The 23,228-nt window shown below is 57.7% G+C and carries 25 protein-coding genes; 15 read left to right on the forward strand and 10 right to left on the reverse strand.

Annotation, left to right across the window (positions count from 1 at the left end):
* The first annotated feature begins 48 nt into the window (after nt 1-48).
* From GC165_02035 to GC165_02050, 4 genes are all read left to right on the forward strand, one after another.
* On the forward strand, nt 49-909 hold the full coding sequence (locus tag GC165_02035; GenBank protein ID MBI1331637.1) for a TIGR00159 family protein: 861 nt from the start codon (nt 49-51) through the stop codon (nt 907-909).
* The gene (locus GC165_02040; protein ID MBI1331638.1) at nt 906-1,622 is read left to right on the forward strand and encodes a hypothetical protein; all 717 of its coding nucleotides are present in this window, start codon (nt 906-908) and stop codon (nt 1,620-1,622) included. Before GC165_02035 ends, GC165_02040 begins: the two co-directional genes overlap by 4 nt.
* 11 nt (nt 1,623-1,633) lie before the next feature.
* The gene (locus GC165_02045; GenBank protein MBI1331639.1) at nt 1,634-2,407 is read left to right on the forward strand and encodes a GNAT family N-acetyltransferase; all 774 of its coding nucleotides are present in this window, start codon (nt 1,634-1,636) and stop codon (nt 2,405-2,407) included.
* Nucleotides 2,408-2,520: 113 nt separating this feature from the next.
* On the forward strand, nt 2,521-3,003 hold the full coding sequence (locus GC165_02050) for a hypothetical protein (GenBank protein MBI1331640.1): 483 nt from the start codon (nt 2,521-2,523) through the stop codon (nt 3,001-3,003).
* On the opposite strand, the gene GC165_02055 is transcribed toward GC165_02050, so the two are convergent.
* From GC165_02055 to GC165_02070, 4 genes are all read right to left on the reverse strand, one after another.
* Nucleotides 2,975-3,712 carry a hypothetical protein gene (locus tag GC165_02055; protein MBI1331641.1) on the reverse strand — a complete coding sequence of 246 codons (738 nt, stop codon included), beginning with the start codon at nt 3,710-3,712 and terminating at the stop codon, nt 2,975-2,977. The genes GC165_02050 and GC165_02055 overlap by 29 nt on opposite strands.
* Before the next feature lie 491 nt (nt 3,713-4,203).
* Nucleotides 4,204-5,142, reverse strand: coding sequence for a hypothetical protein (locus GC165_02060; protein ID MBI1331642.1), 939 nt, complete (start codon nt 5,140-5,142; stop codon nt 4,204-4,206).
* A gap of 17 nt (nt 5,143-5,159) precedes the next feature.
* Nucleotides 5,160-5,942, reverse strand: coding sequence for a GNAT family N-acetyltransferase (locus GC165_02065; protein MBI1331643.1), 783 nt, complete (start codon nt 5,940-5,942; stop codon nt 5,160-5,162).
* A gap of 3 nt (nt 5,943-5,945) precedes the next feature.
* Entirely contained in the window at nt 5,946-6,737 is a 792-nt protein-coding gene (locus tag GC165_02070; GenBank protein MBI1331644.1) for a hypothetical protein, read from the reverse strand.
* An 89-nt stretch (nt 6,738-6,826) separates the two neighbouring features.
* Here GC165_02070 and GC165_02075 point away from each other — a divergent pair, with 89 nt between their 5' ends.
* The 6 genes from GC165_02075 (at nt 6,827) to GC165_02100 (ending at nt 11,667) form a co-directional block, all read left to right on the forward strand.
* Nucleotides 6,827-7,639, forward strand: coding sequence for an arylamine N-acetyltransferase (locus tag GC165_02075; GenBank protein ID MBI1331645.1), 813 nt, complete (start codon nt 6,827-6,829; stop codon nt 7,637-7,639).
* Nucleotides 7,636-7,941 (forward strand): hypothetical protein, encoded by a 306-nt coding sequence (locus GC165_02080; GenBank protein ID MBI1331646.1) that lies wholly within the window; start codon nt 7,636-7,638, stop codon nt 7,939-7,941. Before GC165_02075 ends, GC165_02080 begins: the two co-directional genes overlap by 4 nt.
* Nucleotides 7,942-7,949: 8 nt before the next feature.
* Entirely contained in the window at nt 7,950-9,077 is a 1,128-nt protein-coding gene (locus tag GC165_02085) for a hypothetical protein (protein MBI1331647.1), read from the forward strand.
* 196 nt (nt 9,078-9,273) lie between these two features.
* Nucleotides 9,274-10,023 carry a DNRLRE domain-containing protein gene (locus GC165_02090; protein ID MBI1331648.1) on the forward strand — a complete coding sequence of 250 codons (750 nt, stop codon included), beginning with the start codon at nt 9,274-9,276 and terminating at the stop codon, nt 10,021-10,023.
* A gap of 42 nt (nt 10,024-10,065) precedes the next feature.
* Nucleotides 10,066-10,869: a helix-turn-helix domain-containing protein gene (locus GC165_02095; protein MBI1331649.1), complete on the forward strand. Its 804-nt coding sequence runs from the start codon at nt 10,066-10,068 to the stop codon at nt 10,867-10,869.
* 9 nt (nt 10,870-10,878) lie between these two features.
* Nucleotides 10,879-11,667, forward strand: a complete 789-nt coding sequence (locus tag GC165_02100) for a PhzF family phenazine biosynthesis isomerase (protein ID MBI1331650.1) — start codon at nt 10,879-10,881, stop codon at nt 11,665-11,667.
* Nucleotide 11,668: 1 nt separating this feature from the next.
* Here the strand turns inward: GC165_02100 and GC165_02105 are convergent, their stop codons facing one another.
* Nucleotides 11,669-13,051, reverse strand: coding sequence for a hypothetical protein (locus GC165_02105; GenBank protein MBI1331651.1), 1,383 nt, complete (start codon nt 13,049-13,051; stop codon nt 11,669-11,671).
* Nucleotides 13,052-13,387: 336 nt separating this feature from the next.
* On the opposite strand from GC165_02105, the gene GC165_02110 reads away from it, so the two are divergent.
* The 4 genes from GC165_02110 to GC165_02125 are packed head-to-tail and all read left to right on the forward strand — an operon-like array spanning nt 13,388 to nt 17,423.
* Nucleotides 13,388-14,446, forward strand: a complete 1,059-nt coding sequence (locus tag GC165_02110) for a hypothetical protein (GenBank protein ID MBI1331652.1) — start codon at nt 13,388-13,390, stop codon at nt 14,444-14,446.
* Complete coding sequence (locus tag GC165_02115) at nt 14,389-14,937, forward strand: Rieske 2Fe-2S domain-containing protein (protein MBI1331653.1); 549 nt, start codon at nt 14,389-14,391, stop codon at nt 14,935-14,937. The genes GC165_02110 and GC165_02115 overlap by 58 nt, the downstream gene beginning before the upstream one ends.
* Nucleotides 14,934-16,013, forward strand: a complete 1,080-nt coding sequence (locus tag GC165_02120; GenBank protein ID MBI1331654.1) for a cytochrome bc complex cytochrome b subunit — start codon at nt 14,934-14,936, stop codon at nt 16,011-16,013. The genes GC165_02115 and GC165_02120 overlap by 4 nt, the downstream gene beginning before the upstream one ends.
* A 12-nt stretch (nt 16,014-16,025) precedes the next feature.
* Nucleotides 16,026-17,423: a hypothetical protein gene (locus GC165_02125; GenBank protein ID MBI1331655.1), complete on the forward strand. Its 1,398-nt coding sequence runs from the start codon at nt 16,026-16,028 to the stop codon at nt 17,421-17,423.
* 39 nt (nt 17,424-17,462) lie between these two features.
* Here the strand turns inward: GC165_02125 and GC165_02130 are convergent, their stop codons facing one another.
* The 3 genes from GC165_02130 to GC165_02140 are packed head-to-tail and all read right to left on the reverse strand — an operon-like array spanning nt 17,463 to nt 19,891.
* The gene (locus GC165_02130; GenBank protein MBI1331656.1) at nt 17,463-17,714 is read right to left on the reverse strand and encodes a hypothetical protein; all 252 of its coding nucleotides are present in this window, start codon (nt 17,712-17,714) and stop codon (nt 17,463-17,465) included.
* Nucleotides 17,715-17,722: 8 nt separating this feature from the next.
* A complete protein-coding gene (locus GC165_02135; GenBank protein ID MBI1331657.1) occupies nt 17,723-18,703 on the reverse strand; it encodes a prepilin-type N-terminal cleavage/methylation domain-containing protein in 981 nt (326 codons plus the stop codon).
* Between the two features lie 15 nt (nt 18,704-18,718).
* Nucleotides 18,719-19,891: a GntR family transcriptional regulator gene (locus GC165_02140; GenBank protein MBI1331658.1), complete on the reverse strand. Its 1,173-nt coding sequence runs from the start codon at nt 19,889-19,891 to the stop codon at nt 18,719-18,721.
* Nucleotides 19,892-20,235: 344 nt separating this feature from the next.
* Here GC165_02140 and GC165_02145 point away from each other — a divergent pair, with 344 nt between their 5' ends.
* Complete coding sequence (locus GC165_02145) at nt 20,236-21,420, forward strand: hypothetical protein (protein ID MBI1331659.1); 1,185 nt, start codon at nt 20,236-20,238, stop codon at nt 21,418-21,420.
* 5 nt (nt 21,421-21,425) lie between these two features.
* On the opposite strand, the gene GC165_02150 is transcribed toward GC165_02145, so the two are convergent.
* Both GC165_02150 and GC165_02155 read right to left on the reverse strand, forming a co-directional pair.
* Nucleotides 21,426-21,914, reverse strand: a complete 489-nt coding sequence (locus GC165_02150; protein ID MBI1331660.1) for a DUF4375 domain-containing protein — start codon at nt 21,912-21,914, stop codon at nt 21,426-21,428.
* Between the two features lie 53 nt (nt 21,915-21,967).
* A complete protein-coding gene (locus GC165_02155; GenBank protein ID MBI1331661.1) occupies nt 21,968-23,224 on the reverse strand; it encodes an aminotransferase class V-fold PLP-dependent enzyme in 1,257 nt (418 codons plus the stop codon).
* Between the last annotated feature and the right edge of the window lie 4 nt (nt 23,225-23,228).

Below are 23,228 nucleotides of genomic sequence, written 5' to 3' on the forward strand. Positions count from 1 at the left end.
TGTCCGATGCCTTTTGGATTCAATTACAGATAGAATCCTACTAATCCCTTGCAAGATTCGCCCGTATTCCACGTATTCAAAGACCTAACCCCTCGGCAGTTAGGCGTTACGGCCGTGGATATCATTCTCGTGGCGTTCATCATCTATCGCCTGTTGATGATGGTGCGGGGAAGCCGGGGATGGCGCATTCTGCTGGGACTTCTGGTCTTCGGCGCCCTGCTTTTTTTAAGCGACTACCTTCAGCTTTCGACCTTGCACTGGATACTGGCCCAGGCGACCTTGTTGGGGCCGGTTGCGCTGGTCATTTTGTTCCTGCCCGAGCTTCGACAGGCCCTGGAAGGATTGACCAAGCTGAGCTGGTTCCCGGAGAGCGTGGTAGAAGCCGGGCACGAGAAGAACCTTGATCGAGGCTCGGTCGAAGAGATTGTCGGCGCCGTTTCCGAGATGGCGCGCGATCGGGTGGGTGCGATCATCGTCATCGAAACCGGCGGGCACCTGGACGAAATTGCCGCGACTGGCGTGATGCTCAACGCCAAGATTTCTATGTCGCTGTTGGGTTCGATCTTTTACGGTCAGAACCCGTTGCACGACGGGGCGGTTGTGATTCGAGGCGACCATATTCTCGCGGCGGCCTGCCGTCTGCCGTTGAGCGAATCGCGCATCGACCGCACGCTGCATATGCGCCACCGAGCGGCCCTCGGCGTCACCGAGCAGACCGACGTTATCGCGTTGGTCGTCAGTGAGGAGAAAGGCAGCATTCGCGTGGCTCAGGAAGGCAAGCTGCACACCGTCGCGAGTACGTCCGAACTGCGCGAATTTCTGGTCAATAACACAACCCGCACCGAAGAGGAACACACGCCTCGCCGCTCGCGACGAAAGGACCGTAAGGAAGAAGAGGTCTCCCTGTGAGCAAGGTTAATGTGCCGATTGCCTTTCTATCGCTGGTGACCTCGGTCTTGCTTTGGGCCAGCGTGTATAACAACGCGAACCGCAGGCCTGCACCCAAGGACGTTTCGATTGGGCTGGAGACGAGCAACCTCGACCGAACCAAGTACCACATGGTGGACTATCCATCGGAGATTACGATTTCGGTGGCGGGAAACACCGACCTGCTGAAGACGGTGACGCCCTATGCCATCGTTGATCTTTCGGGAGCTCAGGACGGCGTCAAATCCTATCCGGTAGCGATCTTCCCGAACTCGATCCGCGAACTGCTGGTGAAAAGCGCGGTGACGGCGCAGGTAAAGATCGAGAGCTTGGTGACCAAGGCTATGGAAGTGAAGGCGAACTTCAACGGGATCGTACCGGGCGGGCGAAAGGTTTCTTCAATCGATGCCTATCCGCATCGCGTTTTTGTTACGGGGCCAGCCGATCTTGTGCAGAAGGTCGCCCAGGTTCGTCTGGATGTGGACTATACGCCGACGGCGGTGACGCCTGAGGGCGTGGAGGTCGAGGCGCAGGCCCTGGATGCAACGGGAACGCGAGTGCCGCGCATCGTCGTGCGCACCAGCGACAGCCATCCTGAGTACACCGACGAGACAATCCAGGAACCGGCGATGGTGCGAATCCATTTGAAGCTGGAGGATGTCGAAGAGCCGAAGGTACCGATTCGGTTCCCCTAACCCCGCGGAACATGACCGAAATTCGAACGATTCGCCCCGACGAGACGGACGCCTTCTTGCGTCTTCTGTGTAACGTCTTCAACCTCGACTTCGCCCGAGCCCAGACTCTCTTTCGCGAGGAGCCGCTGTTCGATCTGAACCGCAAGTGGGCCCTATTCGAGGGTGGTCAGATGGTCAGCATCCTCACGACGACGCCACTGGAGTTTGGATGGGGACCAGCGATCGGCATCGCTGGGGTGGCAACGCTCGCCAATCGACAGGGTGAGGGCTTTGCCCGACGCCTGTTGGAGAAGGTTTTGGTCGAATCCGAAAAGCGGGGCGAGGGACCGGCGCTGTTGTTTGCCGCCGATACACGGCTGTACGAGTCCATCGGCTTCGAGGGTATCGACCGGGTGGTGCGGGGGCCGATCGTGTCGCTTCCTCTGGACATTCAGTTGGAGCCGATACCGGTCGACGACGTGAAGGCAAAGTACACGGCTTGGAGTGGGGAGGACCACAGTCGTCTTCGTCGCGATGCGCGGCGGTGGAAGTACTGGCTGTGGCAGTTCCGCGAGTCATTTGCCTACCGGGACGGATATCTGTGCCTGGAAAATACGCAGGTGCGCGAATTGGTGCTTCCCGGTCCTGAGAAGAAGCTCCCGGTGCCGCTGGGAACGGAATGGATTGGACTGGCATCGATGACGGATCAGTTCGAGATTCCACTCGGGTCCATCTCGGTGCCGATGTATCTGATGGGCTACAACTTCCCCGGCATTCCGCAACTGTTCATGACCGATCAGTTTTAGTCCCAACACCTTCGATTGGTTTGACCGCGCGTCGGTCGGCCTAATCTTTGCCGAATTTCCTTTCAAAGGCGGGTCACCCGATCGCCGCTCTGATAGCATGTTGGCAATACATCATGGATATCAAAAAAGCGATCAAAGGACAATATCGGGCGGGGCTGGCTATGCTGCGGCAGTGCATCACGGATTTTCCCGACGAGCTATGGGAGGCGGGCATGGGGCCACGAAAGAATTGGAAGATCGTGTACCACACGCTGTTCTACACCCACCTGTATGCAATGCAACGCGAAGAGGACTTCGAGCCGTGGGGAGTCGGGATGGAGTGCGATATGTGGGAAGACAAGCCGGGCGAAAAGGTGTACTCGAAGGCGGACTTGCTGGAGTACTGCGACCATGTCGATTCGCGCATCGAGGAATGGGTGGATCGCCTCGATTTGGAAGCCGAGGAGTCGGGCTTCAACTGGTACCCAAACTTCCCTAAATTGGACCACCAACTTCTGAACATCCGCCATCTGGGTGGGCACATGGGTCAGCTTTCCGAACTGGCGATGAACAACGGTGTTGACGAGATTAAGTGGTGTAGTCGGATTCCGCGCTGACCGCGATGGCCTCGGGTTCGGTTTGCACCTTGGGTGACCGATAGGTTTTGCCCAGCACATCGAGAAAGCTCAGAATGCCGGCGTAATTTCCTCGGCAGGAGGGATTGTGGTGGAGGGCGTGGAGTTTCGGACTTGCGATGACCTTCGTGAACCAGCCCCAATCGAGATTGAGGTTGGAGTGGAGCAGAACAGTGTAGAATCGCTCTAGCAAGACGAAAGTGGCAATGGACCGCAGGTCAATGCCGAGGATCAGGGCGGGCAGATTTGCGCCGACGATGATCAGCAAGAAGTCCACCGGATGCTGGCGGGAACTGGCGCTCCAACTCATGTCGACGACCGTATGGTGAACGCGGTGAAACTTCCACAAGAATTCCGATTTATGGGCTAGTCGGTGAAACGCGTAAACCCATATCTCGGCCAACACTAAAGCGACAGTCGCCTGGAGCCAATAGGGCTGGTGGGCTACGAATTGATTCCAGTTCGGGGGTAATCCTTGCCGGATTAGGTAGGCGAATTCGTAAACAATTCCCGCCGAGATCCAGAGTCCATAGGATTGATAGAACCAGAGGGCGGTTAGGTCTTTGAGTTTTGGTCTCGTCGCGCCGCCCTCGAAGAGTTCTTCGAGGGGGCAGAAGACGAGTGCGCTGATGGCGACAAACACCACTCCGGTGACGCAGATTTGAACTGCCGCAGGGAGGATGTTGGCCATCGCTCTTTAGTAGCCGCTGACGACGTGGTCGAGCCCGGATCCGGTTGTGGACAAGCCGTACCCACGGGATATGGCAAAGGCGGCGGCGGCTAATCCGAGGACGAAAAGAAAGACGAGACTAAGACGTCGATTCTTCATTGTTAAACCCCTGCTATCTTGGATAGCTGTTATTAGGGATAAGCGTTAAACGTGGGACGTTCGTTCCGGTTTGGTGGAAATTTTTTTGATGAGAATTTTGAGGAGAGGGACGTCTTGTTAATCTTGCCATTCCTTTCACGGATAGGAAGCTACGGCGATAATCGCCGGGTCGCCCCGATTCCGCTTTGCTCCATTTCCCTCGCTTTGCTCAGCGGGGTCTTCGACTTCGCTCCTCGGACTTTTGCTTTGCTGTGTTCTACCCGGCCCTTCGGACCGGGCTAAGATGAAACGGGCTCACAGCCCTACGCTGGTTGCCATCTGTAGGCCGGTAGCGGCGACTAACAGAGCCCAGCTCAGTCTTTGGGTTTGGCCGCCTTCAGTTCTTTGAGGGCTTTTCGAAATTCCCTTTCCGCTTCCTTGTTACCTTCGGCCTTGAATGTTGCTAAGAGCATTTTAGTCATTTCGACATCGCTTTCCCAACGCTCCAACGGAGTTTGGCCGTCTACATTCTGGAGCTCCTTTGCGAGTTGACGGTATTGGTTAGCTTCATCCGGCCGTCCTTTTTCGGCGGCAATGAGCGCCAATTTGTCATAGAAGCTACGAATCTGGAATGCCTTGTCGGCGGCCTTTGCATCCTCGAGACCTTGGCGGACGAGCGGCTCAAGGCTGGCGAGCGGTTCAATTTCCTCGGCGTTCATGAGGGCAATATCGACACACCTTGCGGCGTCGGCAGGCATTCCGTGATCGCGATACAGGTTAGCAGCTTCAAGGGCGAAGTCTCGCTTTTCCTCAGCCGTACCATCTGAGATAGACAAGCTGAACAAAGTCGTTGCTAGGTCATGCCAGTCGCCAAGGCGTCGAAAAACCTCCAGGGCCTTTATGTTCATCTCTTTGGCTCCGGGTCTATTGGACATAGAGGTGGAGCGGGCTCGTGCCGCCAGGACTCTAGCTGACAATCTTTCGTCGCCAATCCTCGTTGCGATAGCGTCGGCTTCTTCAAGCATTTGCTGCCGAGTTGCGGGAGGAGAAAAAGGGCTTGCGCTGATCAGGGCTCGGACTTGACCACGTTCATCGTCGGCTCGAACAAACACGTCGTACGCTTCTAATGCGAGTTGATGGGCCCGGGGAAACGGTGGCAAATGCGTGTCCGACCGTACCCACTTGACCAGAAATGCGAGAGCGAGTAAGCCGTTGCCTAGTTCGGTCAGGTTTTCGTCACGTCGATACTGCTCAATCCGGCGAAGGCATTCTTGCAAGCCCTCTTCCGTCTGCGGCAAATCCCAATCGGCCACGGTGATATTGTATGCCTCTAGGGCATTCTTGTGGCAATGCGCATCGATGCCACCGTCCGAAAACCAAGCCGCTCGTACACCGGGTATCCGAGCTTGGAGGCCTGGAGCACTCCCACTCGGTAGCCGAGGTTTCGCGCTAAGCGCAACGGCTCGGCCGTCAGGTGCGCACCCAGGCCCTTGCCGCGATGATCGGGAAGCGTGCCCACACAGTACATGCCCGCCACGCCGTCGGCGAGCACCAGCGCGGAGACGGCAACGACTTCGTCTTCGCACATCGCCATGAAGAACTGTACGTCGTCGTCCGGTCGGCCCTCACTCTCGCCTTCAAAAGAACACAGAATCTCGCACACTGCATAGGGGACCTGGAAAGACTCCTCGGCGGCTCGCATCCAGGGCCTCGCGTCTTGATGGGGCATGAGGCGATGGAACGTGTAGCCGTCGGGCATGGCAGTTTGGTTCAGTTCGGCCAGATCGACCGCCATCGCCGGAGTCTTAGACGGCTCCGAGAACCCGAACCGCGTCACCTCGGCTTCGAACGCCGTCGCATCGTGCGTGGTAAAGACCAGCATGCTCGGACATCCACTGGCACCAAGCGCCTTGGCGCACGGCTCCAGTTCATCCGCACTCGGGTCAATGGCCATATTGGCCAGCGGATGCGGCAAACCGGTTATCACCATCAGCCCTCCACTTGCTAACGGGGTATAGCCGGCAGGGCGCGAACGCTCAAGAAGGATGCGAAACGCGGTTCCATAATGTGGCGCGGCGAGAGCTGAGCCCGCGTCTTGGTCCTCGATGATCACGACTTAGCCACCACCATTCTTGTAGGGGCCGAAGCTGAGGAAGATGTCGTCGTGCTCGCTAGGCTGGAAGTCGGTCAACACAAAGCGGATATGCCCATTGGAGAGGACAGGCTTGCCCGGACCCGACCAGAACACCGTTCGGCGGTTTCTCTTCATCACGTCGTTCAGCACCTTTTCGTTGAACTCGCCGTTCTCGGGATGGACCTTCGAATTGAACGCTTCGTCGGGGATCAACTTAGCAGGGCTCAGAAACTTGGAATCGAAGTCGATATCGACTTCAGCGCGGCCGATGGAGCCCTTCCAAGTGTTGCCAGTGTGCAGGATGTAACCGGCATAGTGCAGGTAGTAGGCACCGCCCTGAAACCCAGCACCGGTCTCGATGATGTACCGATCGTGTACCGTCCGCTTCTGCTTGGCCCCAAAGGACACCATTTTGGTTTGCCAAAAGCCGTCGTCATTTGACCCCTCGAACTTGCAGGGTGTCTTTTTCCCATCGACCCATGACTCGTATTTCTTGAAGACAGTGCCCTGGCTGGCTTCCTCCCGGTTGGAATCGTAGTCGGGAAAGCCCATCTTCACCGTCGTTGCGTCGCCATCGTTCACGAAGTGGAAGAGGCAATCGACGGTGGTGCGCTCTCGCCCGACATGGACGGTCACGGTCTCGTCCGCCATGCGAATGGACGGGTGCTTGCCGCCCATAGTCGAAGGCGTGCCGCCGTTACCGACCCAACCGTCATCGGCGAGGGCGACGAGCGAGAGACTGAACCCCAAAGCAAGGAAGAAGATGGTTTTCATCAGACTTTGATGTTCAGACGACTCGGCGCGGTCAGATGACCGTCCGATTTTGCAGGAAATCGGGGTGCCGTCGTCGGTAGAATCTGAGCGTGGACGCCGATGTCGACTTGAACCTATATGGCGAAAGGATCGGAGTTCTCGGTCCCCTCTCGCCCGATCTGTCGACGCTTCGAAAAATCCAGTTCGGGCACTCGACGAACATCCCCTTTGAGAACCTCGACGTCCTTCTCGGACAGCCCATCTTGCTCGACATCGCCTCACTTCAGGGCAAGCTCATCGAGGGCTCACGAGGCGGCTACTGCTTTGAGCAAAACGGACTGATGCTGGAGATGCTCCGCGCCATTGGGTTCGACGCGGTTCCGTTGTCGGGGCGCGTACGAATCGGGGTTGGGCGCGACTTTATGCCCGCCCGAACGCATCTCTTTATCAAGGTCCGCTTGGATGGCGAAGATTGGCTGGGGGACGGGGGTGTGGGCGGAATGTCGCTAACGGCTCCGATCCGATTTGTGGTGGACGAGGAGCAAGAGACCCCGCACGATAGGCGGCGCATCGTCCGCGAGAACGGCATCTACTATCACCAAACGCGGATGGGGGAGGAGTGGGTCGACGTTTACGAATTCACCGGCGAAGAGATGCCGCTCATCGACCGCGAAGTTGGGAATTGGTGGACGAGTACCAATCCCCGCTCCAAGTTCAAACAGGGTTTGTTCTGTGCCTTGGCGCGGCCAGATGGCGAGCGCATCGGCTTGCTGGATCGCACGTTTACACATCGTCGCGGGGCCGAGATTCTGCGCAAGATCGAGATCGATAACATATCCACGCTCGAGAAAATCCTGTCGGAGGAATTTGGCTTAGATATTCCGCCGGGGCTCGATTTTGGTCTTTGGGAGGGCCGGGGATGAGTTGGGCGATGCATGCCAAGAATGCCCTCCGCGAAGGGAGGACGGTGCAGATTCGCCCTCCCGGTCACTCGATGACGGGCAAAGTGAACGACGGCGACCTCGTCACCGTCGAGCCATGCGATCCGGCAAATTTGCGGGTGGATGACATTGTGCTGGTCCGCTGTAGAGGATATGATTATTTGCACCTGATCAAAGCGATCGACGGCCAGCGGTTCTTGATTGGCAACAACCGAGGCAGAACGAATGGTTGGGTAGGGGCTCAGGCGATCTTCGGCAAGGCGGTGAAGGTCGAGCGGCCTTAGACAAGACTATGGCAGAGCGGCTTGGAGTAGGGATTATCGGCTTGCACGAGGGCAAGAGCTTTCTCAAAGCTCTCACCCACTCCGTACCCGACTCCGTTAGCCATGGCCATCTGCTTTCTAGCGGTGAGCCGGGGCGAAGCGAAAAGTGCTTCGCCGTCGGCGGTTTCGACATCGATCATAGCAAGCGTCAAGTGGCTGAGGACCTCGCGCCAGGTCTCTTCTATCCCGAGTCTCTGGACGATTTTCTCGCTCATCCGGAACTGGATATCGTGGCGATTTACACGCCCGATTCGACCCACGCGGACCTGATCGTCCGGGCGTTTCAGGCGGGCAAACACGTCATCTGCACCAAGCCGTTCGTCAACGACCTCTCCCAAATCGCGGCGGTTCTCGACGCTCAGCGGGGAAGCGGCAAGCGGCTCATGGTGGGGCAAAGCACTCGCTTCTTCGAACCGTTTGCCCAACAGCGGCGTCGGGCCGAGAACGGCGAGTTTGGCGATATCGAATTTGTGGATGCCCAGTACTGCCACCGAATGGACTGGTTTTACGACAAGAGTCCGTGGGCGATTACGGACACCGACTGGATTTTCCTTGGCATGAGTCATCCGCTGGATATGCTTCGCTGGTACCTCGGTCCGATCAAAACTGTGCAGGCGATCGGCACGATCTCGGCGTTGGGCCGCGAGGTCGGATTGAAGACGCCCGACGTCTATTCGGTCCAGGTCCACTCCCAAGATGGCCGTATCGGTCGAGCCTTTGGTCACTATGGGCTCATCGAGCTTCCCAGCGCTCGAAATGCCATCGAACTCATGCTGTACGGATCGAAGGGCACCAGTTTGGCTCAGTACCACGATATGCGGCTCAAGCGCACCGGTGAAGGGGGGCACGAGATCACCGAGGACTGGCTTTACCTGGAACGCGGATACTACTTTAATAACGAGGTGCACGGCATGCACTACGGAGAATTCGCTCGACTGGCGGACACGTTTGCCCGTGCGATCCTGAAAGAGGAGCCGGCCTCGCCCGAACTGCACGAGGGTATCGACGTAGTGCTGCTGATGGAGGCCGCACGGCGATCAGCTCGTGACAATCGCCCCGTCGAGATTGCAGAACTCCGATCCGAAATCGGCCTTTAGCCTTCGGCGTCGCCAACAGTAGACCGAGCGGGCGAGAGCGATAACGCCTCAAGGTAAAGGAGTCTGCCCAGAACGGTCATGACGGTGAGGACCTAGGTACCCATTAAGGATTCGTTTGTTCTGTGGGCGATCTTCACCATATGTCGTACCTGCTCACCATCCCCACGATTTCGCCACCTCCTCTCTATTAGATTGAATGGGTTGCTCGATTTTTACTAATCAGCATCTGTTTTTGGAGATATTCATGAAGCTCAGACTCAAGCTAGCTGTTATTTCGGGGAGTGTTTGGATGGCCGCCGCCGCTCACGCGGTGGTGCTCACGCCGATCGCCGATACTCGTATTCTGTCGTACAACGCGAACAACAATTTCGGAAGCGATGTCATCACGTCCACTTACAACAACGGAACTGACAACAATCAGCGTGCACTGTATCTCTTCGACTACAGTTCGCTGGCTGGCCAAACCGTGATCTCGGCAAAACTGCAACTGTATGGGTTCCCATTCTTTGGCAGCACGGCTTCGACCTCAACTTACGTCTATCGACCTACCGCACCGTGGAGCGAGCTCCAAACGACCTGGAACCAGTCCGTCACAGGCACGCCTTGGGCTCATCCGGGCGGAGACTTTGTCGGTACGACCGGCATGCAGGAACTGGACCCGTACTTTACGCTCACAGGAGCCCAGCACGGAACTGGAGGCAATCCCGATCTCTACGAATTCGATGTGACGTCGCTGGTCGCCGGTCAGGTGGATGGCACGTGGGACAATGACGGCATCCTCCTATCGGGCGCGGTCGGAAACCAACTCTCCTTCTACACGCTGGATTACAACAACACGAACTGGCTTCCGAGAATGGTGCTCGAGACCTCGACGGTTCCCGAGCCATCCGTGATTTTGACCGTCGTTGGGCTTTCGGCTTGCCTGTTGAGGCGACGAAAGAAGTAGGACGATTTGGCCTGTCGGCGGACGGAAGTTTAGAATAGAGTCGTGAAGCAGTTCTTTATGTACCTGGATGAAGAGCCCACTTTCGGGCCGCTAACTGGGTTTGGACTGACGAAACCAGAGATCGAATGGATTCAAGCTCCAGGTTGGTATCTGCTCGCCGTCGTCGCGCACGATGGCATTCTGACCGTCGGCGGAGAAACCGTCCCCTTCAAGGCTGGTTCAGCGCTCATTGCCGAGCCGTCGAGTCGATGTCGAATCGAAAAGACCAGCTATGAAGGCAATTTGACTCACTTTTGGTTGAATTTTCTTCCCCAGAAGTCGGGCGATCACCGTGTGGCCCTCCCACGGGTGGCCGACCTTGGCAACCGCCACGACTTCTGGGACGCTTTGATTCGTCAGGGGATGGACTTGATGCCGTTTACAAAGAAGCGTCTCCATTCGGTTGGCTGGGATCTTCTCTGGTCGATCAGCCGCAATGCGGCCGAGGTGCGCAAAAGCGCGTATGTCGAGGCGGCCGAGCGATTCGTCAACCAGAACATCGCCTTGCACCTGACGGTCGCTCAAGTGGCCGATTCGATCCAGATTTCCCATAACCACCTCATTCGGCTGTTCCGTGACGAGCTTGGCGTGACGCCCAGCGAATTCATTCGCTCGCAGCGACTGCGTGAGGCGTGTCAACTGCTGATGTCTACCAGCTTGCCCATCAAAGAGGTGGGCCAAAAGGTCGGCTACCCCGACCCTAAACACTTCCACCGTGTCATGACGGCGACGCTGGGATCGGGACCCGCGGAAATCCGTCGCAACCGCAAGGTTGCGCTTATCCACACCGAAGCGCTCGTTAGGTAGCCTTTCGATGTGGCTTGTCCGATCTATGTCGTCGATGCGTTCGCGAGCGCCCCGTTCAAGGGGAACCCGGCAGCCGTGTGCTTTCTCAACGAGCCAGTCGACAGCGAATGGATGCAGAACGTCGCCGCCGAAATGAAGCATGCGGAGACGGCTTTTCTTTGGCCGACAGAGGGCGGCTGGAGCCTGCGGTGGTTCACACCGACGGTCGAAGTGGCCCTTTGCGGGCATGCGACGCTTGCGTCGGCCCATGCGCTATGGTCAACGGGTCGCCTGGCACTGGATGCCGACGCCGTCTTCCATACCGTGTACTCGGGCGAACTCACCTGCCGTCGCCAAGGAGATGCGATCACGATGGATTTCCCCGCCAAGCCGGTCGAGCAGGCGTCCGCGCCGCATGGCTTGGAAGAGGCGCTTGGTGTTCCGTTCGAATCGGTCGGACTGAATGGCATGGACTACCTTGTGAAGGTCGGGAGTGAGTCGTTGGTGCGGACATCGACCCCCAACCATGCGATGCTCTCCCAGCTTCCCGTTCGAGGTGTAATCATCACCGCCGAAGGGAAAGATTACGACTTTATTTCTCGCTTCTATGCGCCCGGTAGTGGCGTACCCGAAGACTCGGTGACTGGCTCGGCGCACTGCGCCCTCGGACCATTTTGGGCGGAGCGGCTGGGCAAGACCGTCTTTCGAGCCTATCAGGCATCGCCGCGAGGCGGCGAAATCGGGGTAGAAGTCCACGGCGATCGGGTTCGGCTGTCCGGAACGGCTCTGACCGTGCTGTCCGGCGAACTATTGGTTTAGGTCAGGGCTGGGCGGCCACGCATCCTTGGAAGTCGGTTTTGGTGAACGTCGTTTGGGCGCACGAGAAGTTGGCCCACGATCTTCCGCCGGCCGATGGGCCAGTCGCCTGGACCTTGAAGTACCTCGCATAGTCCTTGAAGATCGTCCCTCTGGTCGGACCTTGAGAACGGATGGTCTGTGCGAGCGTCTGCAAGGTCGCCGCCGTGTAGCCCTTCGTATGGTAAATGGTATTGAAATCGTACTCTGACGTCCAAGTCGGTGCAGTCTGCGTGAGGTCCGCGTAATAGCTCACGATGTCCTGCACGTCGCCAGAAGTCGGGTCGAACTGCATGATGGAATACCCCGGGTTGTTGCCCTGAATCGGGCTGATCGACGGGGTGTTGCGCATGGCCACAGCAGGCGATCCATCGGCGGCAGGCAGGACACGAAAGTCATCCATGTGCGTGTGTCCGTAGAACGAGGTTGCGATTGATCCCGCGTACTGCTGGACGAGCGAAACGAAGTCGTCTTCGAACGATTGATGCCAGTTCAGGTCCTTCCCCCACGGATCCAAACCCGGACCGATGTGCATGACGAAGCTCACTTTGCGGCCCGCAGCCGCTTCGCTCTTCATCACGCCCTTCAGCCAGGTCATTTGATCCTGACCGGGCTTCTTCGTGTAAGGGTCTGACTTGTCGTCCGGGTCTTGGTACTTGTGCGACCAAAGCACGGTGTTGAGGACAGCAAAATCCTGATTGGCAACCACGGGATTCTTGATGAGGTAGTAACCGCCTTCGGCGAAGGTTTTGGTTGCGGTTGGGTCGGACGACACCGTATCGGTCACGCTGCCAAGCTCGGAGAAGAAGGGACTGTTGGGCACCATCTGGTAGTCCCAAATTGGCGAATCGTTGTTGCCAAGCGCCAAGATAACCGGCACGCCGAACGCCTTCTGCATCTCCATCACCACGAATTGAGCGGATTTGGCTGCGAAGTCGGGGAATTGGGCATCGGTTCCGCCCGCCCCCTGAAACTGCGGCTTGAAGGTGTGGCAAAGGATGTCACCGGTGAAGATCACGAGGCTAAACGGCTTGTTCTGCGCCGCCGACTGGAAGGAAGCCGTCATCAGTGCGTAGTTGGAATCTGAGCCGTACGATGACCACGGCTGGCTCGCCGTCGGCTGGAGAATGGTTTCCCATTGGTCCACCTTTGCTTTGATCAACTGCTGAAGGAGGCTTGGGTCAGCGACCGGATTGAAGTGAACATCGGAGATGAGGAGGGCACGCTGCGCCGCCGGTTTGGTTGGCGCTGACGGCATCGAAACGAGGCCCCTCGGCTCCTGCTTTGCGCAACCCAACGCCACGCATAAAATGATAAAGGGTGATAGAAGTCTGATCAAACGTGGCATCGAAGCATTATAACACGCTTGCGGATGAGGCGATTTTGAGCGAAGCTAGGCTTAACAAATGGAAGTGAAAGCCGCCTTTTGATAGGGCGCAAAACGCCCTGTATCCATAGAGAGACGTCGTCGATACGAGGTGATTCAAGCCTGTCCTAGGTTTCCACGACGAGCCATTTGATGAGGGCTAAAAGACCGTCATTCGAACCTATTACAAGCTTGATCGCGAGCTTGATATCGCCTATGGGGAGATTAATAGACTGACGGCATTGGGATTTCTCAAGAACGAGGTTTATGCAATTTCCGAATGTAGACCCTATACCAGTACCTGCCCCGGTATGGCTGATGAAGGCACTCAGTTTAGTCACGCTTTCCCTGCACTTCGTTGCCGTCATGCTTTTGGTGGGAAGTCTGGGAGCGGCGATCTGGTTTAACTTCGTTGGACACCGCAGCAACGATGCCGACCGCCTTACGGCGAGTCAGATTCTTGCGAATCGCTTGCCAACTACGATGACCTTTCTCATCAATCTTGGCGTGCCGCCACTGCTGTTTGCTCAGGTCTTATACGGGCGAGCCCTTTACACCAGCAGTGTTCTCATCGCAGTGAGTTGGATTTCGGTCATCTTTCTGCTCATTCTCGCCTACTGGCTGATCTACAAGATGCAGGATGCTATCCGCAATCAGAAGCCGGCGTGGTGGATTGGTCTGCTCTCGCTTTTGGTCGTGATGGGCATCGGTCGCATCTACTCCCTGAACATGACTCTGATGCTGAAGCCTGAGGTTTGGCCGCAGATGTACGCGGCAAACCCGCAAGGGCTCGGAACACCCCCCATCGATCCCACGATTACCCCGCGCTGGATGTTCGTGATGATGGGTGGCTTCATCGTCGGAGGACTCTGGCTAATGCTTCTTGCAAATATGACGCACCTTGCCGACGGCGTGCGATCCGCGCTCAAGAAGACGGGTGCCATCATGCCGCTCATCGGCGCGATCCCACAGATATTCTTTGCCTACCGAACCTACTCGCTTCAAGACCCGGCGGTCCAGAACAGCCTCTCCACCACTCCGATCCATCGAATCAGTACGCTGGTTTACCTCGCGGCGGTCGTCGTGGTTGCCTTGCTCTGCCTCCGGCAACTCACGGCTGGTCCAAGCCGGGGACTTGCCATCACCGGCATCGTGTTCGCCTTCCTCAGTTCGGTAGCGACCGTTGTCTATCGCGATGGAATGCGAGATTACATCCTTTCGTCCAAGGGCTTTAACGTTTGGGATCGCCAGGAGGCTTCCAACTGGAGCGTCATCATCCTCTTTCTCCTTCTCTTCGTCGCAATGCTCGGCATCGTCGGATGGCTTCTTTCCGTCGTGAAGCGAGCAACGCCCCCAGAGGAGCAAATCGCACTATGAACGAAGAAATCAATCAACCTCATTCCGAACCCCTAGACGAGGAAAACGAGGGGTTCACGCGCCGCGGATTCGTCAAAGTCGCGATCGGCGGAGTCTGCGCGGCCTACGGCGTTGCCGTTGGCTACCCGATCTACCGCTACCTAAACTCACCGGTCGAAAAAGCCGAAGCAGCTGCAGCGGTGAAGGAAGTCAACCTGAAGGACGCCGACAAGCTCCCCAAAGGGACGGCTCTGGTCTTTAAGTTCGGCACGCATCCGTCGCTCCTCATCCACCACGACGACGACACATGGGTCGCGCTCGATGCCGTCTGCACGCACTTGGGTTGTACGGTGCAGTACAACCCGCAACAAAAGCAGATCGTCTGCGCATGTCATGGCGGCGTCTATGATGCGAAGACGGGTGAGAACATCAGTGGGCCTCCGCCTAAGCCTCTCACCAAGTACGTCGTCAATGTCCAGGCCGGTAGCGTTACCGTGTCGAGGAGCGCATGAAGATTCCCGCTAAGCTGACCGACTTCATGGTCGACCGGCTCGGCCTGGATGAAATCTTCGCCTTCGCAAAAAAGAAGACGGTTCCGGTCCACAAGCACACCTTTTGGTACTACTGGGGTGGCATCACCCTATTCGCCTTCATCATCCAGGTCTTGACTGGCGTCCTCCTTCTTATCTATTACCGGCCTGGGCCGGACGCCTACGAGTCGGTTCGGCAGATCACTTACGACATCCATTTCGGGTGGCTGATTCGATCCACCCACAACTGGGCGGCCAACATCTTCCTGCTCTCCGCGTTCATTCACATGTTCTCGGTCTACTTCATGAAGGCGTACCGACAGCCCCGCGAGTTTGGATGGTGGAGCGGGGTTCTGCTCCTGATCGTCGGATTAGTCTTCGGGTTCAGCGGCTATCTGTTGCCGATGGACGACCTGTCCTATTTCGCCACCAAGATCGGTCTCGAGATTCCGAACTCGATTCCCGTCATCGGTCCGACCATCGCCAACCTCTTCCGAGGCGGCGTCGAGGTCACCGAGTACACCGTCCAACGGTTCTTCGCCCTTCACGCGGTCATCCTTCCGCTGGTATTCCTACCCCTGCTGATGTTCCACTTGTATCTGGTTCAAAAGCACGGAATGGCCGTACCGGAAGCCGAAGAAGAAGTCCCGGTCGAAAAGCGAAAGACGATGCCGTTCTTCCCCAACTTCATGGCGAAGGATTTGGCGATGTGGCTGATCACCCTCAACGTCATTGCGATTCTCGCTGCGCTCTTTCCGTGGCAGCTCGGACCGCAGGCCGATGCTCTCAAGCCTGCGCCGGCCGGCATCCATCCCGAGTGGTACTTCATGGCTCAATTCCAGATCATGAAGGTCATGGGCAATGTGGTTCGGGGCTTTGCCGGAGAGGCTCTGGGTATGACTCTCTTCACGCTTGGAATCCTCCTTTGGTTCATCGTCCCCCTGTTCGATATGAACAAGCAGAGCGGACGCCGGGCCAAGATTGCCACCTACTTTGGCCTGCTCGCCCTCGGCGTGGTCCTGATTTTCACCATCTGGGGGTATGCCGCCGTCGCATAGCGGAGCAACACTATGAACTATCCAGTCTGGCAAGTAAATGGAATCGGCAGTGCGTGGGTGATCGGAGCGATCTCGATCTTTCACGTGCTCATCGCCTGGTTCGCGGTCGGAGGCGGGCTCTACCTGCCCTTGGCCGAAAGCAAAGCTCTGAGAAAGGGTCGGCGCGACTGGCTGCCGATCATCGAAGAGCATTCGAAGTTCTTCCTGCGCATCACCAGCGTGTTCGGTGCCATCACCGGCGTCGGCATCTGGTTCGCCATCGGTTTGGTTCACCCCGAAGGAACCAGCACGCTCATCCACAATTTTGTGTTTGGGTGGGCGATCGAGTGGGTCTTCTTCGTGGTCGAGCTCGCGGCGGCGGCAGTGTACTACTACACCTGGCACCGAATTTCGGACGAGCTGCACATCAAGGTTGGCTACCTCTATGCCGCCTCGTCCTTCCTCACGCTTGTAATCATCAACGGCATCCTCACGTTCATGCTGACGCCGGGCCAAGCTTGGCTCAGTGTGGCCGGTACCGGGCAAGAAGCCTCCAAGTTCTGGTTCGCGTTCTTTAACCCGACCTACTTCTCGGGCCTGGTCATGCGTTTCCTCGCGTGCCTATCTCTGGCCGGTATCTGGGCCTTGGTAACTGCTTCGCGTAATCAGGTGCCTGAACTGCAGGAAGCCAAGGAGCAGATCGTTAAGTGGAGTTCGCGCTGGCTCCTGCCGATGTTCGTGCTGATGCCGCTTGTCATGATCTGGTTCCTTTATGAGGTTCCGGCCGAGAACAAGGCCCTCATTCAGCTTGGAATGAACACCATCAGCACCGGCATGTTCACCCAGGTTACGCGCATCGCGATGCTGACGATTATCACGACGCTGACTATCGCCGGGGTGGTGTACTTCTTCGCCTACAATGGGGCGAAGGAGTTCAGCTTTGGCCACGCGGTCGCGGTATTGGCGCTAGCGGCGGTCGCCACCGCTTCTACCGAATACGCCCGCGAAACCCTGCGCAAACCGTATGTGATCGGCGACTTTATGTACTCCAACGGGGTGCGCAAGAGCCAGGTCGAAGGCTTCAACCAAAACGGATACTTGACATCGTCGATGTGGAAGCCTGCTGAGGGTGACCACCTCGCCACGGGGAAGGCGATGTTCGCCGGGCAGTGCATGAGTTGCCACACCGAGAACGGCTATCGGTCGATCCGGCGACTGCTCGGTGAACGGGACAACAAGGCGATCTCTTCGCTCCTGAAGGTTCTGCACGACCATAAGCCAGACAGCCCGTATATCAAGTTCATGCCGCCGTTGGTTGGCCACTCGGGCGAGATCGATGACCTGGGACTCTACCTCGGGTCGATATCCAAGAACCCAGCTACGGTCGCGACCGCGAAGCGCATTGCGCTTCAACTATCGGCGAGCCGATAGACGAAGGCGGTAGCCCCCAGGGGGATGGGGGCACCGTCGCTAGTGGGTCGCGGGCTGGCTCGGCGGTTGGCCGGTATTCAGTCCGTGTTTCATTTGACCGGCGCCTTTGGGGGGACCGCCAGCCGGGGCGCCGCCGGACGGGCTACTGCCCGGAGCGCCAAGTCCTTTGCTCATCACCTGGCCGATCTCCTTTTCCTCCTTGGGAGAGACCTGGCCTGATCCACATCCGACCAGGACCAGTGAGCCTACAATCGCAAGCGCAGTCAGCCAGCGCGCTGCGGCAGTTGGCATCGGGGCGATTACGCGCCTCCCTGTGGCCAGAAGGCCTTGATGGCTCGCTTACCGCTGCCGATGTCGATGGTGGTTCCCATCAACTGTCGCCAAGGCGTCGCCTTCACGTGACCGTCGGTTCCCGCCCAGATCGTCATGCCAGTCGGCAACTGCGTGGCCGCGCCGCTGGGGAACGGGAAGTAGCCAACCGAAGGACCGTCGTTTGCCGTCTTGCGGGCCATGGGGCCGCAGATCATGTAGCTGGAGCCGTAGGTGTTGTAGCTGGGATCGCCCCAATACAGGTCGAAGTTATCTGGATTGTCGTTGGCATCCAGATAGTCGCCGTAGCCAGGGTTCATCTGCCACATGAAGTCGTAGGTTCCCGATTGAGCGATCATGACCTGTGCGGATGGATCGGCGACGGCGGTGGTGGACATCGAAGGTTGTCCGCCGTCCTTATAACCCTGGGCGGCCCAGTTCCAGTTTTCGGCACCGGGGTTCGGGTTGCCGACGCCGCCGATTCCGTCGTAGTACCATCGTGCGCCGCCCGTCATGGCCGCGCCAAGCGGGTGGGTGCCGAAAGTCCAGTCGTCGGGCGACGTGCTCCAAGAGGTCGCAATGCGTTGCGGCGGCATGCCCCAAAGGCCGTAGAGCGCCCACGCCACACCAGCGTTATCGTTGGTGAGGCTGTCGGTTGTGATCGGTCCGGTCGGGTCGATCAGCAGACCCCAGCTCTTCATGTACGGCTGACATAGGTAGGTGAAGGGATAGCCGCGCCAACCGGTGTCGAAACTGACGGTTGGAGAGAAGTAGTCGTCGTTGTCGCCAGCGTACATGATCTGGCCGAGAGAGAGTTGCTTGGCCCCACTAATTGCGACCGCTCCCTTTGCTGCCCGCTTAGCTTGGGCAAAAACTGGGAAGAGGATCGCGGCCAAAATGGCGATGATGGCGATCACCACGAGTAGTTCGATGAGTGTGAAAGCCGATTGATTCTTTCGATGAGTATTCATTTGGGTCACCTTTGACTAAGTCGTGGAGTCGAGCTTCTGGGAGCCTCCTTCCACGGATGGACGATTCTGCTTGGGGGCACCGGTCGATGATCCAAGCGAGATAGGTGCGTCGAGTAAATAGTGTCGATGGAGGAGGCCAGCCTTGCCGGTCGCACGTTCGTGAACCAGGGTCGCGGCGATGCGTCCCATGCGCTCGAAGTCTTGCCGCATGGTCGTGAGGTAGCCGCCGCCGGGAACCCAGCGCAAGAGGCCGTCGAATCCTACGACCGAAATGTCGTCGGGAACTTGGTACCCCTTGCGACCCAAAATGTCGTGGACCAAAAGACCAAGGGTGTCGTTGATGCAGAAGATCGCCGTGGGGGGATCGGGCAGGCCAAGGAGGGCGTCGAGGGTCGCCGAACAGCTTTCGTCGGCGTCGTAGGTCGCACGCTGGATATAGTCGTCGCGAACCTCAATGCCGTTATCGAGAAGGCCGCGGCAGTAGCCCTCTTCGCGCTCGGCCACGCTGGAGGCGGGGTCGATGTTGCTGATCATGCCGATCTTGCGGTGGCCGAGGTTGACCAAGTGCTGAACCGCCTGGGTGGCGGAATAAGCGTTGTTCGTCGCCACATAATCCATGTCGAACCCGACCGGCGGCATGCGATCGACGAAGACGATCGGCACTCGTTTGGCCTGAAGCTTTTCCAGTGAGGGCAGATTTCGCTCGCCGCCCAAGTACCAAACGATCACGCCAAGCGTGGCAGGGTCATCGGCCATCGATTCAAGAAAGTCGCGCTCCGAGTCGAGGATCGAGTTCCAGTCTTCGCCCGCCCCGCTGGCGACGATGACTTGGGTGAGTGGGCCGAGGTTGGTGGCTTGGATGCCTTTGAGGATCGAGGCTGCGGCAAAGTGCCCCGAGTAGGGCCAGAGCCAGACGCCGAGGTTACGCGCTCCCGAAGCAGGAAGGCGGCTGAGGTGTTGAACCACGGGGCGGTGCCCCTTTCGCTGGAGGACTAAGCCGAGGTTGCCAAGCTCCTGCATGGCGCTTCGGATGATGCCGCGGCTCACTTGGAATTCGGCCGAAAGCTCGCGCTCGGAGGGCAACGCGCGCCCGGCGGCGAGTTCGCCGCATCGGATTCGGGCCTCTAAAGTCTTGACGACTCCAGTAGCCAAGGTTCCGACTTCCGCTTTGTTTGTGTCCTCGTTCATCGTCCTCGCCAACTGAATCACAGTTGTCCAAATCGGACCAAGTAGTACCAAACATCCTATCACAGTTACTGGGTACTTCGATAATGAAAAATTGTCAATTCTTAGTAATTTCTCACATCAGATACCCGCGAACGGGTGACTATTTTGGTCCTCGTGTTGAACCGAAGGTTTCTTTGGTTATAGATTTGGTCAAAAACCTATAATTCAATTCGGTCTTTTGGTCCGTTTTGGAAAACTTGCGGTCTGACCGATCGTTCTTTGGTCCGGCAGGACTTGGTACTTGGGAGAAAATCTTTTGGGCGAGCAGAAGCTTGCGCGATCCACGTATGATGCTCATAAGGCTCATGATCACCGGACTGATTTTCTGCCTCGCCACCAGGCCCCAACCGCAAATCGACGCCACAAGCTTGGTCGGCAAAGTGCTGTGCGGGTACCAAGGCTGGTTTCGCACGCCGGGTGATCCAACCGGATCGGGCTGGTTCCATTGGAGCAAAAGCCGCAAGGACCTGGACCCTTCGACCCTGAACGTCGAGCTTTGGCCCGACATGAGCGAGTATCCCGACAAAACGCTCTTTCCGGCGGGTTCGCTCAAGTACAAGGACGGCACCCAGGCCAAGCTTTTCAGTTCGGCGTACCCGGAGGTGGTCGACCTGCACTTTCGATGGATGCGGCAGTACGGCATCGACGGCGTCATGGTCCAGCGCTTCCTCGGCGGGCTCGATGGCGGTGAAGGCTCGGAACGAGAGGCGCGGGTCCTCCGCTACGCCCGGGATGCGGCAAACCGCACGGGACGGACGTTCGCCGTCGAGTACGACATGAGCGGGACGCCGCCGGACAAAGCCATCGACCAGATGAAGAAGGATTGGCGCTACCTCGTCGATACGATGCACATCACCGACGACCCGCGCTACCTGCACCACAAGGGCAAGCCGGTGCTGGAAATCTTTGGCTTCTTCACCGACCGCTTATCGGGCAAGGACGCCAACGCCATCATCGACGCCTTCGACACCCACGACAAGTACGCCGTCTCGCTCGTCGGTGCAGGGCAGTGGTGGTGGCGCAAAGAGACCGACCCCGAGTGGAGCCGGGCTTTTCGGCGATTCGTGGCCTATAGTCCGTGGGATGTGGGCAACACTGGCCGCAAAGATGGCCACATGATTGCGCCGTTCGCTCGTTGGCCCGAAGATATGGTGGAGGCCAAGAAGACGGGGATGCTGCTCTTTCCCGTCATCTACCCCGGCTTTTCTTGGGATAACCTCACGCGTAAACCGGCGGGTTCGACCATCATCCCTCGCCGGGACGGCGCGTTCTTCAACGAACAGTTTCGGGCCGCCGCCGATCTTGGTGTCGGTCAGGCCTTCATTGCCATGTTCGACGAGGTTGACGAAGGCACGGCCATCTTCAAAGTGTCCAACGATCCGCCGCCGAACGCCCACTTTGTTACCCTCGACGGTTTGCCGTCAGACACTTATCTCAAGCTCGCGGGGGAAGGCACGAAGTTGATCCACGAAGTCGCAGACCGGCATTGACCAGACTAATATCCAGCTTCGAGGAGATCCCAGTATTCGTCGGCATGGTCACGGATATGCTTGGCGCACGCAACCTCGACGAGGGTGGGACCTTTTGAATTGGTGCCATTGACTTCAAAGTAGTCTATGTTGAGGTTGTCCAGGCAAGACTTATCTCCCAGCAGTTGTAGGATGCGGTCATCAATGGGTACAAGATCACTTTCCAGCCTTACCGGCTGAACACTATCTGGAAACAAATTGAGAGTTTGCTGAACGACGTCGGCTAACTGGTTCAAGCCTAGCTGTTGGAGGTGATGGATGTGTTCCCTTGCGCTGAAAATACCGTTCGAATAGTATTGGAAAAAGCCGCCGTTGCAAATCTCCCCATCGGCGTAGAGGACGAACCCAATCATGTTATCTTCGGGAATCTCACTGAAGACCCCAATCAGGTCCACATCGGATCCCGATTCAAGGAGGCGATCCCATTCAGCTCGGCTAAGCATGGAGGAAATCATATCCCAGCCTAACTGATCGAATTGTGAAAAAGACAAAAAGAATCGCTGGACAACTAGATGGAAGATTCGGCGAGAGTCTTCAGTGCCGATGTCAATCGGTCGACTTCGCTGAGGCTGGTGAAGAGATTTGGCGAAATGCGAATGCCATCGACGCCAGCGCGAACCGCCGTCGTGACGTGAATCTTATGGTCTCGCATGAGTCGACCCGCAAGATCGGCGCTGTCCTTGCCCTCGATACGAAGCGTCAGAAATGGCATACACACCGCCGGGTCGAGACTGTTGAGGATCTGAATCTTCTTCGATCCTTCGAACCCGGCCGCGATTTTCTTGCGCAAGTATTGCAAGCGCCCTGCCTTCGCTTTCCGGCCAATTCGGTGGTGCAAGTCGATGGACTCGCGAAGCGCCAAGAACGGCGCCGTCGGATGGGTGCCGATCTGCCGAAACTTGTCCATGTTGCCCTGCAGGTCTTCGGTAGCCGGATGCAACGGCCATACGAGGGGAATCCATGGTTCTTTGATCACAAGGATGCCGGTGCCAACCGGCCCCATCATCCATTTGTGTAGGCACGCGGCAAACATCGACGACGGAGCGTGCTTTTCGACCAGACCGATGGACTGAGATCCATCGAGGAGGATGGGAACGCCTCGCTTGGCAAGCTCGGCTTCGATGGCGGCGACGGGCAATCGCTGTCCGAGCAGATAGGTGACTTCGGAGAGGACGACGAGCTTGGTTTTCGACGTCACCTGCCCCAAGACCCGCTTGACCACCTCGTCATCCGACAGAACTTTGCCTTCGAAGTCCGCCGTTCGCACCACCGTCTTCTCTCGGCGGGCGCGTTGCTCGGCGGCCGTAAACGACCGTGGGTACTCCTCGCTGGGCAGGACGATGTCGTCTCCAGCGGTCATCGGAACCCCGGAAATGACCGTGTGCAGACCGTAGGTTGCGTTCGGCACGAGCGCAATTTCCGTGTTCTTACAGCCGACGATCTCGGCGAGGTCGTGGCGGATCGGCTCTAGTTCATGGTCCTGCTGTCGCCAAATCACATAGCTGGGATCGGAGGCCGTGCGCCGACTCTCGCGGACCATCGCTTCTTCCACCGCCATTGGCGGGGGATTGATGCCGACGTGATTGAACACCGTCAGTGTGGGGTGAATGTAAAAGGCCGAGCGCAGAGCCGACCAATACGCCTCGTCTTCTGGGTCGGGGTCGCTTTCGCGGGTCAGGCTTGCCAAAATGCGAAGGGTATCGTCGCGAAAGGCGACGATACCCGCAAGGCTTCCCATCAAATCCCGACGCGAAAGCCCGCCCATGAAC

It is taken from the genome of Armatimonadota bacterium (assembly GCA_016125185.1).
In the GTDB taxonomy this organism is placed as follows: domain Bacteria; phylum Armatimonadota; class Fimbriimonadia; order Fimbriimonadales; family Fimbriimonadaceae; genus Fimbriimonas.

Excerpts from the sequence above, each read along its gene's own strand:
- GC165_02145 (MBI1331659.1), top strand. The coding sequence starts at position 20,236 with ATGATCACCGGACTGATTTTCTGCCTCGCCACCAGGCCCCAACCGCAA.
- GC165_02090 (MBI1331648.1), top strand. The coding sequence starts at position 9,274 with ATGGGTTGCTCGATTTTTACTAATCAGCATCTGTTTTTGGAGATATTC.
- GC165_02110 (MBI1331652.1), top strand. The coding sequence starts at position 13,388 with ATGAAGGCACTCAGTTTAGTCACGCTTTCCCTGCACTTCGTTGCCGTC.
- GC165_02080 (MBI1331646.1), top strand. The coding sequence starts at position 7,636 with ATGAGTTGGGCGATGCATGCCAAGAATGCCCTCCGCGAAGGGAGGACG.
- GC165_02130 (MBI1331656.1), bottom strand. The coding sequence starts at position 17,714 with ATGCCAACTGCCGCAGCGCGCTGGCTGACTGCGCTTGCGATTGTAGGC.
- GC165_02115 (MBI1331653.1), top strand. The coding sequence starts at position 14,389 with ATGGCTTCTTTCCGTCGTGAAGCGAGCAACGCCCCCAGAGGAGCAAAT.
- GC165_02135 (MBI1331657.1), bottom strand. The coding sequence starts at position 18,703 with ATGAATACTCATCGAAAGAATCAATCGGCTTTCACACTCATCGAACTA.
- GC165_02150 (MBI1331660.1), bottom strand. The coding sequence starts at position 21,914 with ATGATTTCCTCCATGCTTAGCCGAGCTGAATGGGATCGCCTCCTTGAA.
- GC165_02070 (MBI1331644.1), bottom strand. The coding sequence starts at position 6,737 with ATGAAAACCATCTTCTTCCTTGCTTTGGGGTTCAGTCTCTCGCTCGTC.
- GC165_02105 (MBI1331651.1), bottom strand. The coding sequence starts at position 13,051 with ATGCCACGTTTGATCAGACTTCTATCACCCTTTATCATTTTATGCGTG.
- GC165_02085 (MBI1331647.1), top strand. The coding sequence starts at position 7,950 with ATGGCAGAGCGGCTTGGAGTAGGGATTATCGGCTTGCACGAGGGCAAG.
- GC165_02125 (MBI1331655.1), top strand. The coding sequence starts at position 16,026 with ATGAACTATCCAGTCTGGCAAGTAAATGGAATCGGCAGTGCGTGGGTG.
- GC165_02155 (MBI1331661.1), bottom strand. The coding sequence starts at position 23,224 with ATGGGCGGGCTTTCGCGTCGGGATTTGATGGGAAGCCTTGCGGGTATC.
- GC165_02120 (MBI1331654.1), top strand. The coding sequence starts at position 14,934 with ATGAAGATTCCCGCTAAGCTGACCGACTTCATGGTCGACCGGCTCGGC.
- GC165_02045 (MBI1331639.1), top strand. The coding sequence starts at position 1,634 with ATGACCGAAATTCGAACGATTCGCCCCGACGAGACGGACGCCTTCTTG.
- GC165_02050 (MBI1331640.1), top strand. The coding sequence starts at position 2,521 with ATGGATATCAAAAAAGCGATCAAAGGACAATATCGGGCGGGGCTGGCT.
- GC165_02055 (MBI1331641.1), bottom strand. The coding sequence starts at position 3,712 with ATGGCCAACATCCTCCCTGCGGCAGTTCAAATCTGCGTCACCGGAGTG.
- GC165_02140 (MBI1331658.1), bottom strand. The coding sequence starts at position 19,891 with ATGAACGAGGACACAAACAAAGCGGAAGTCGGAACCTTGGCTACTGGA.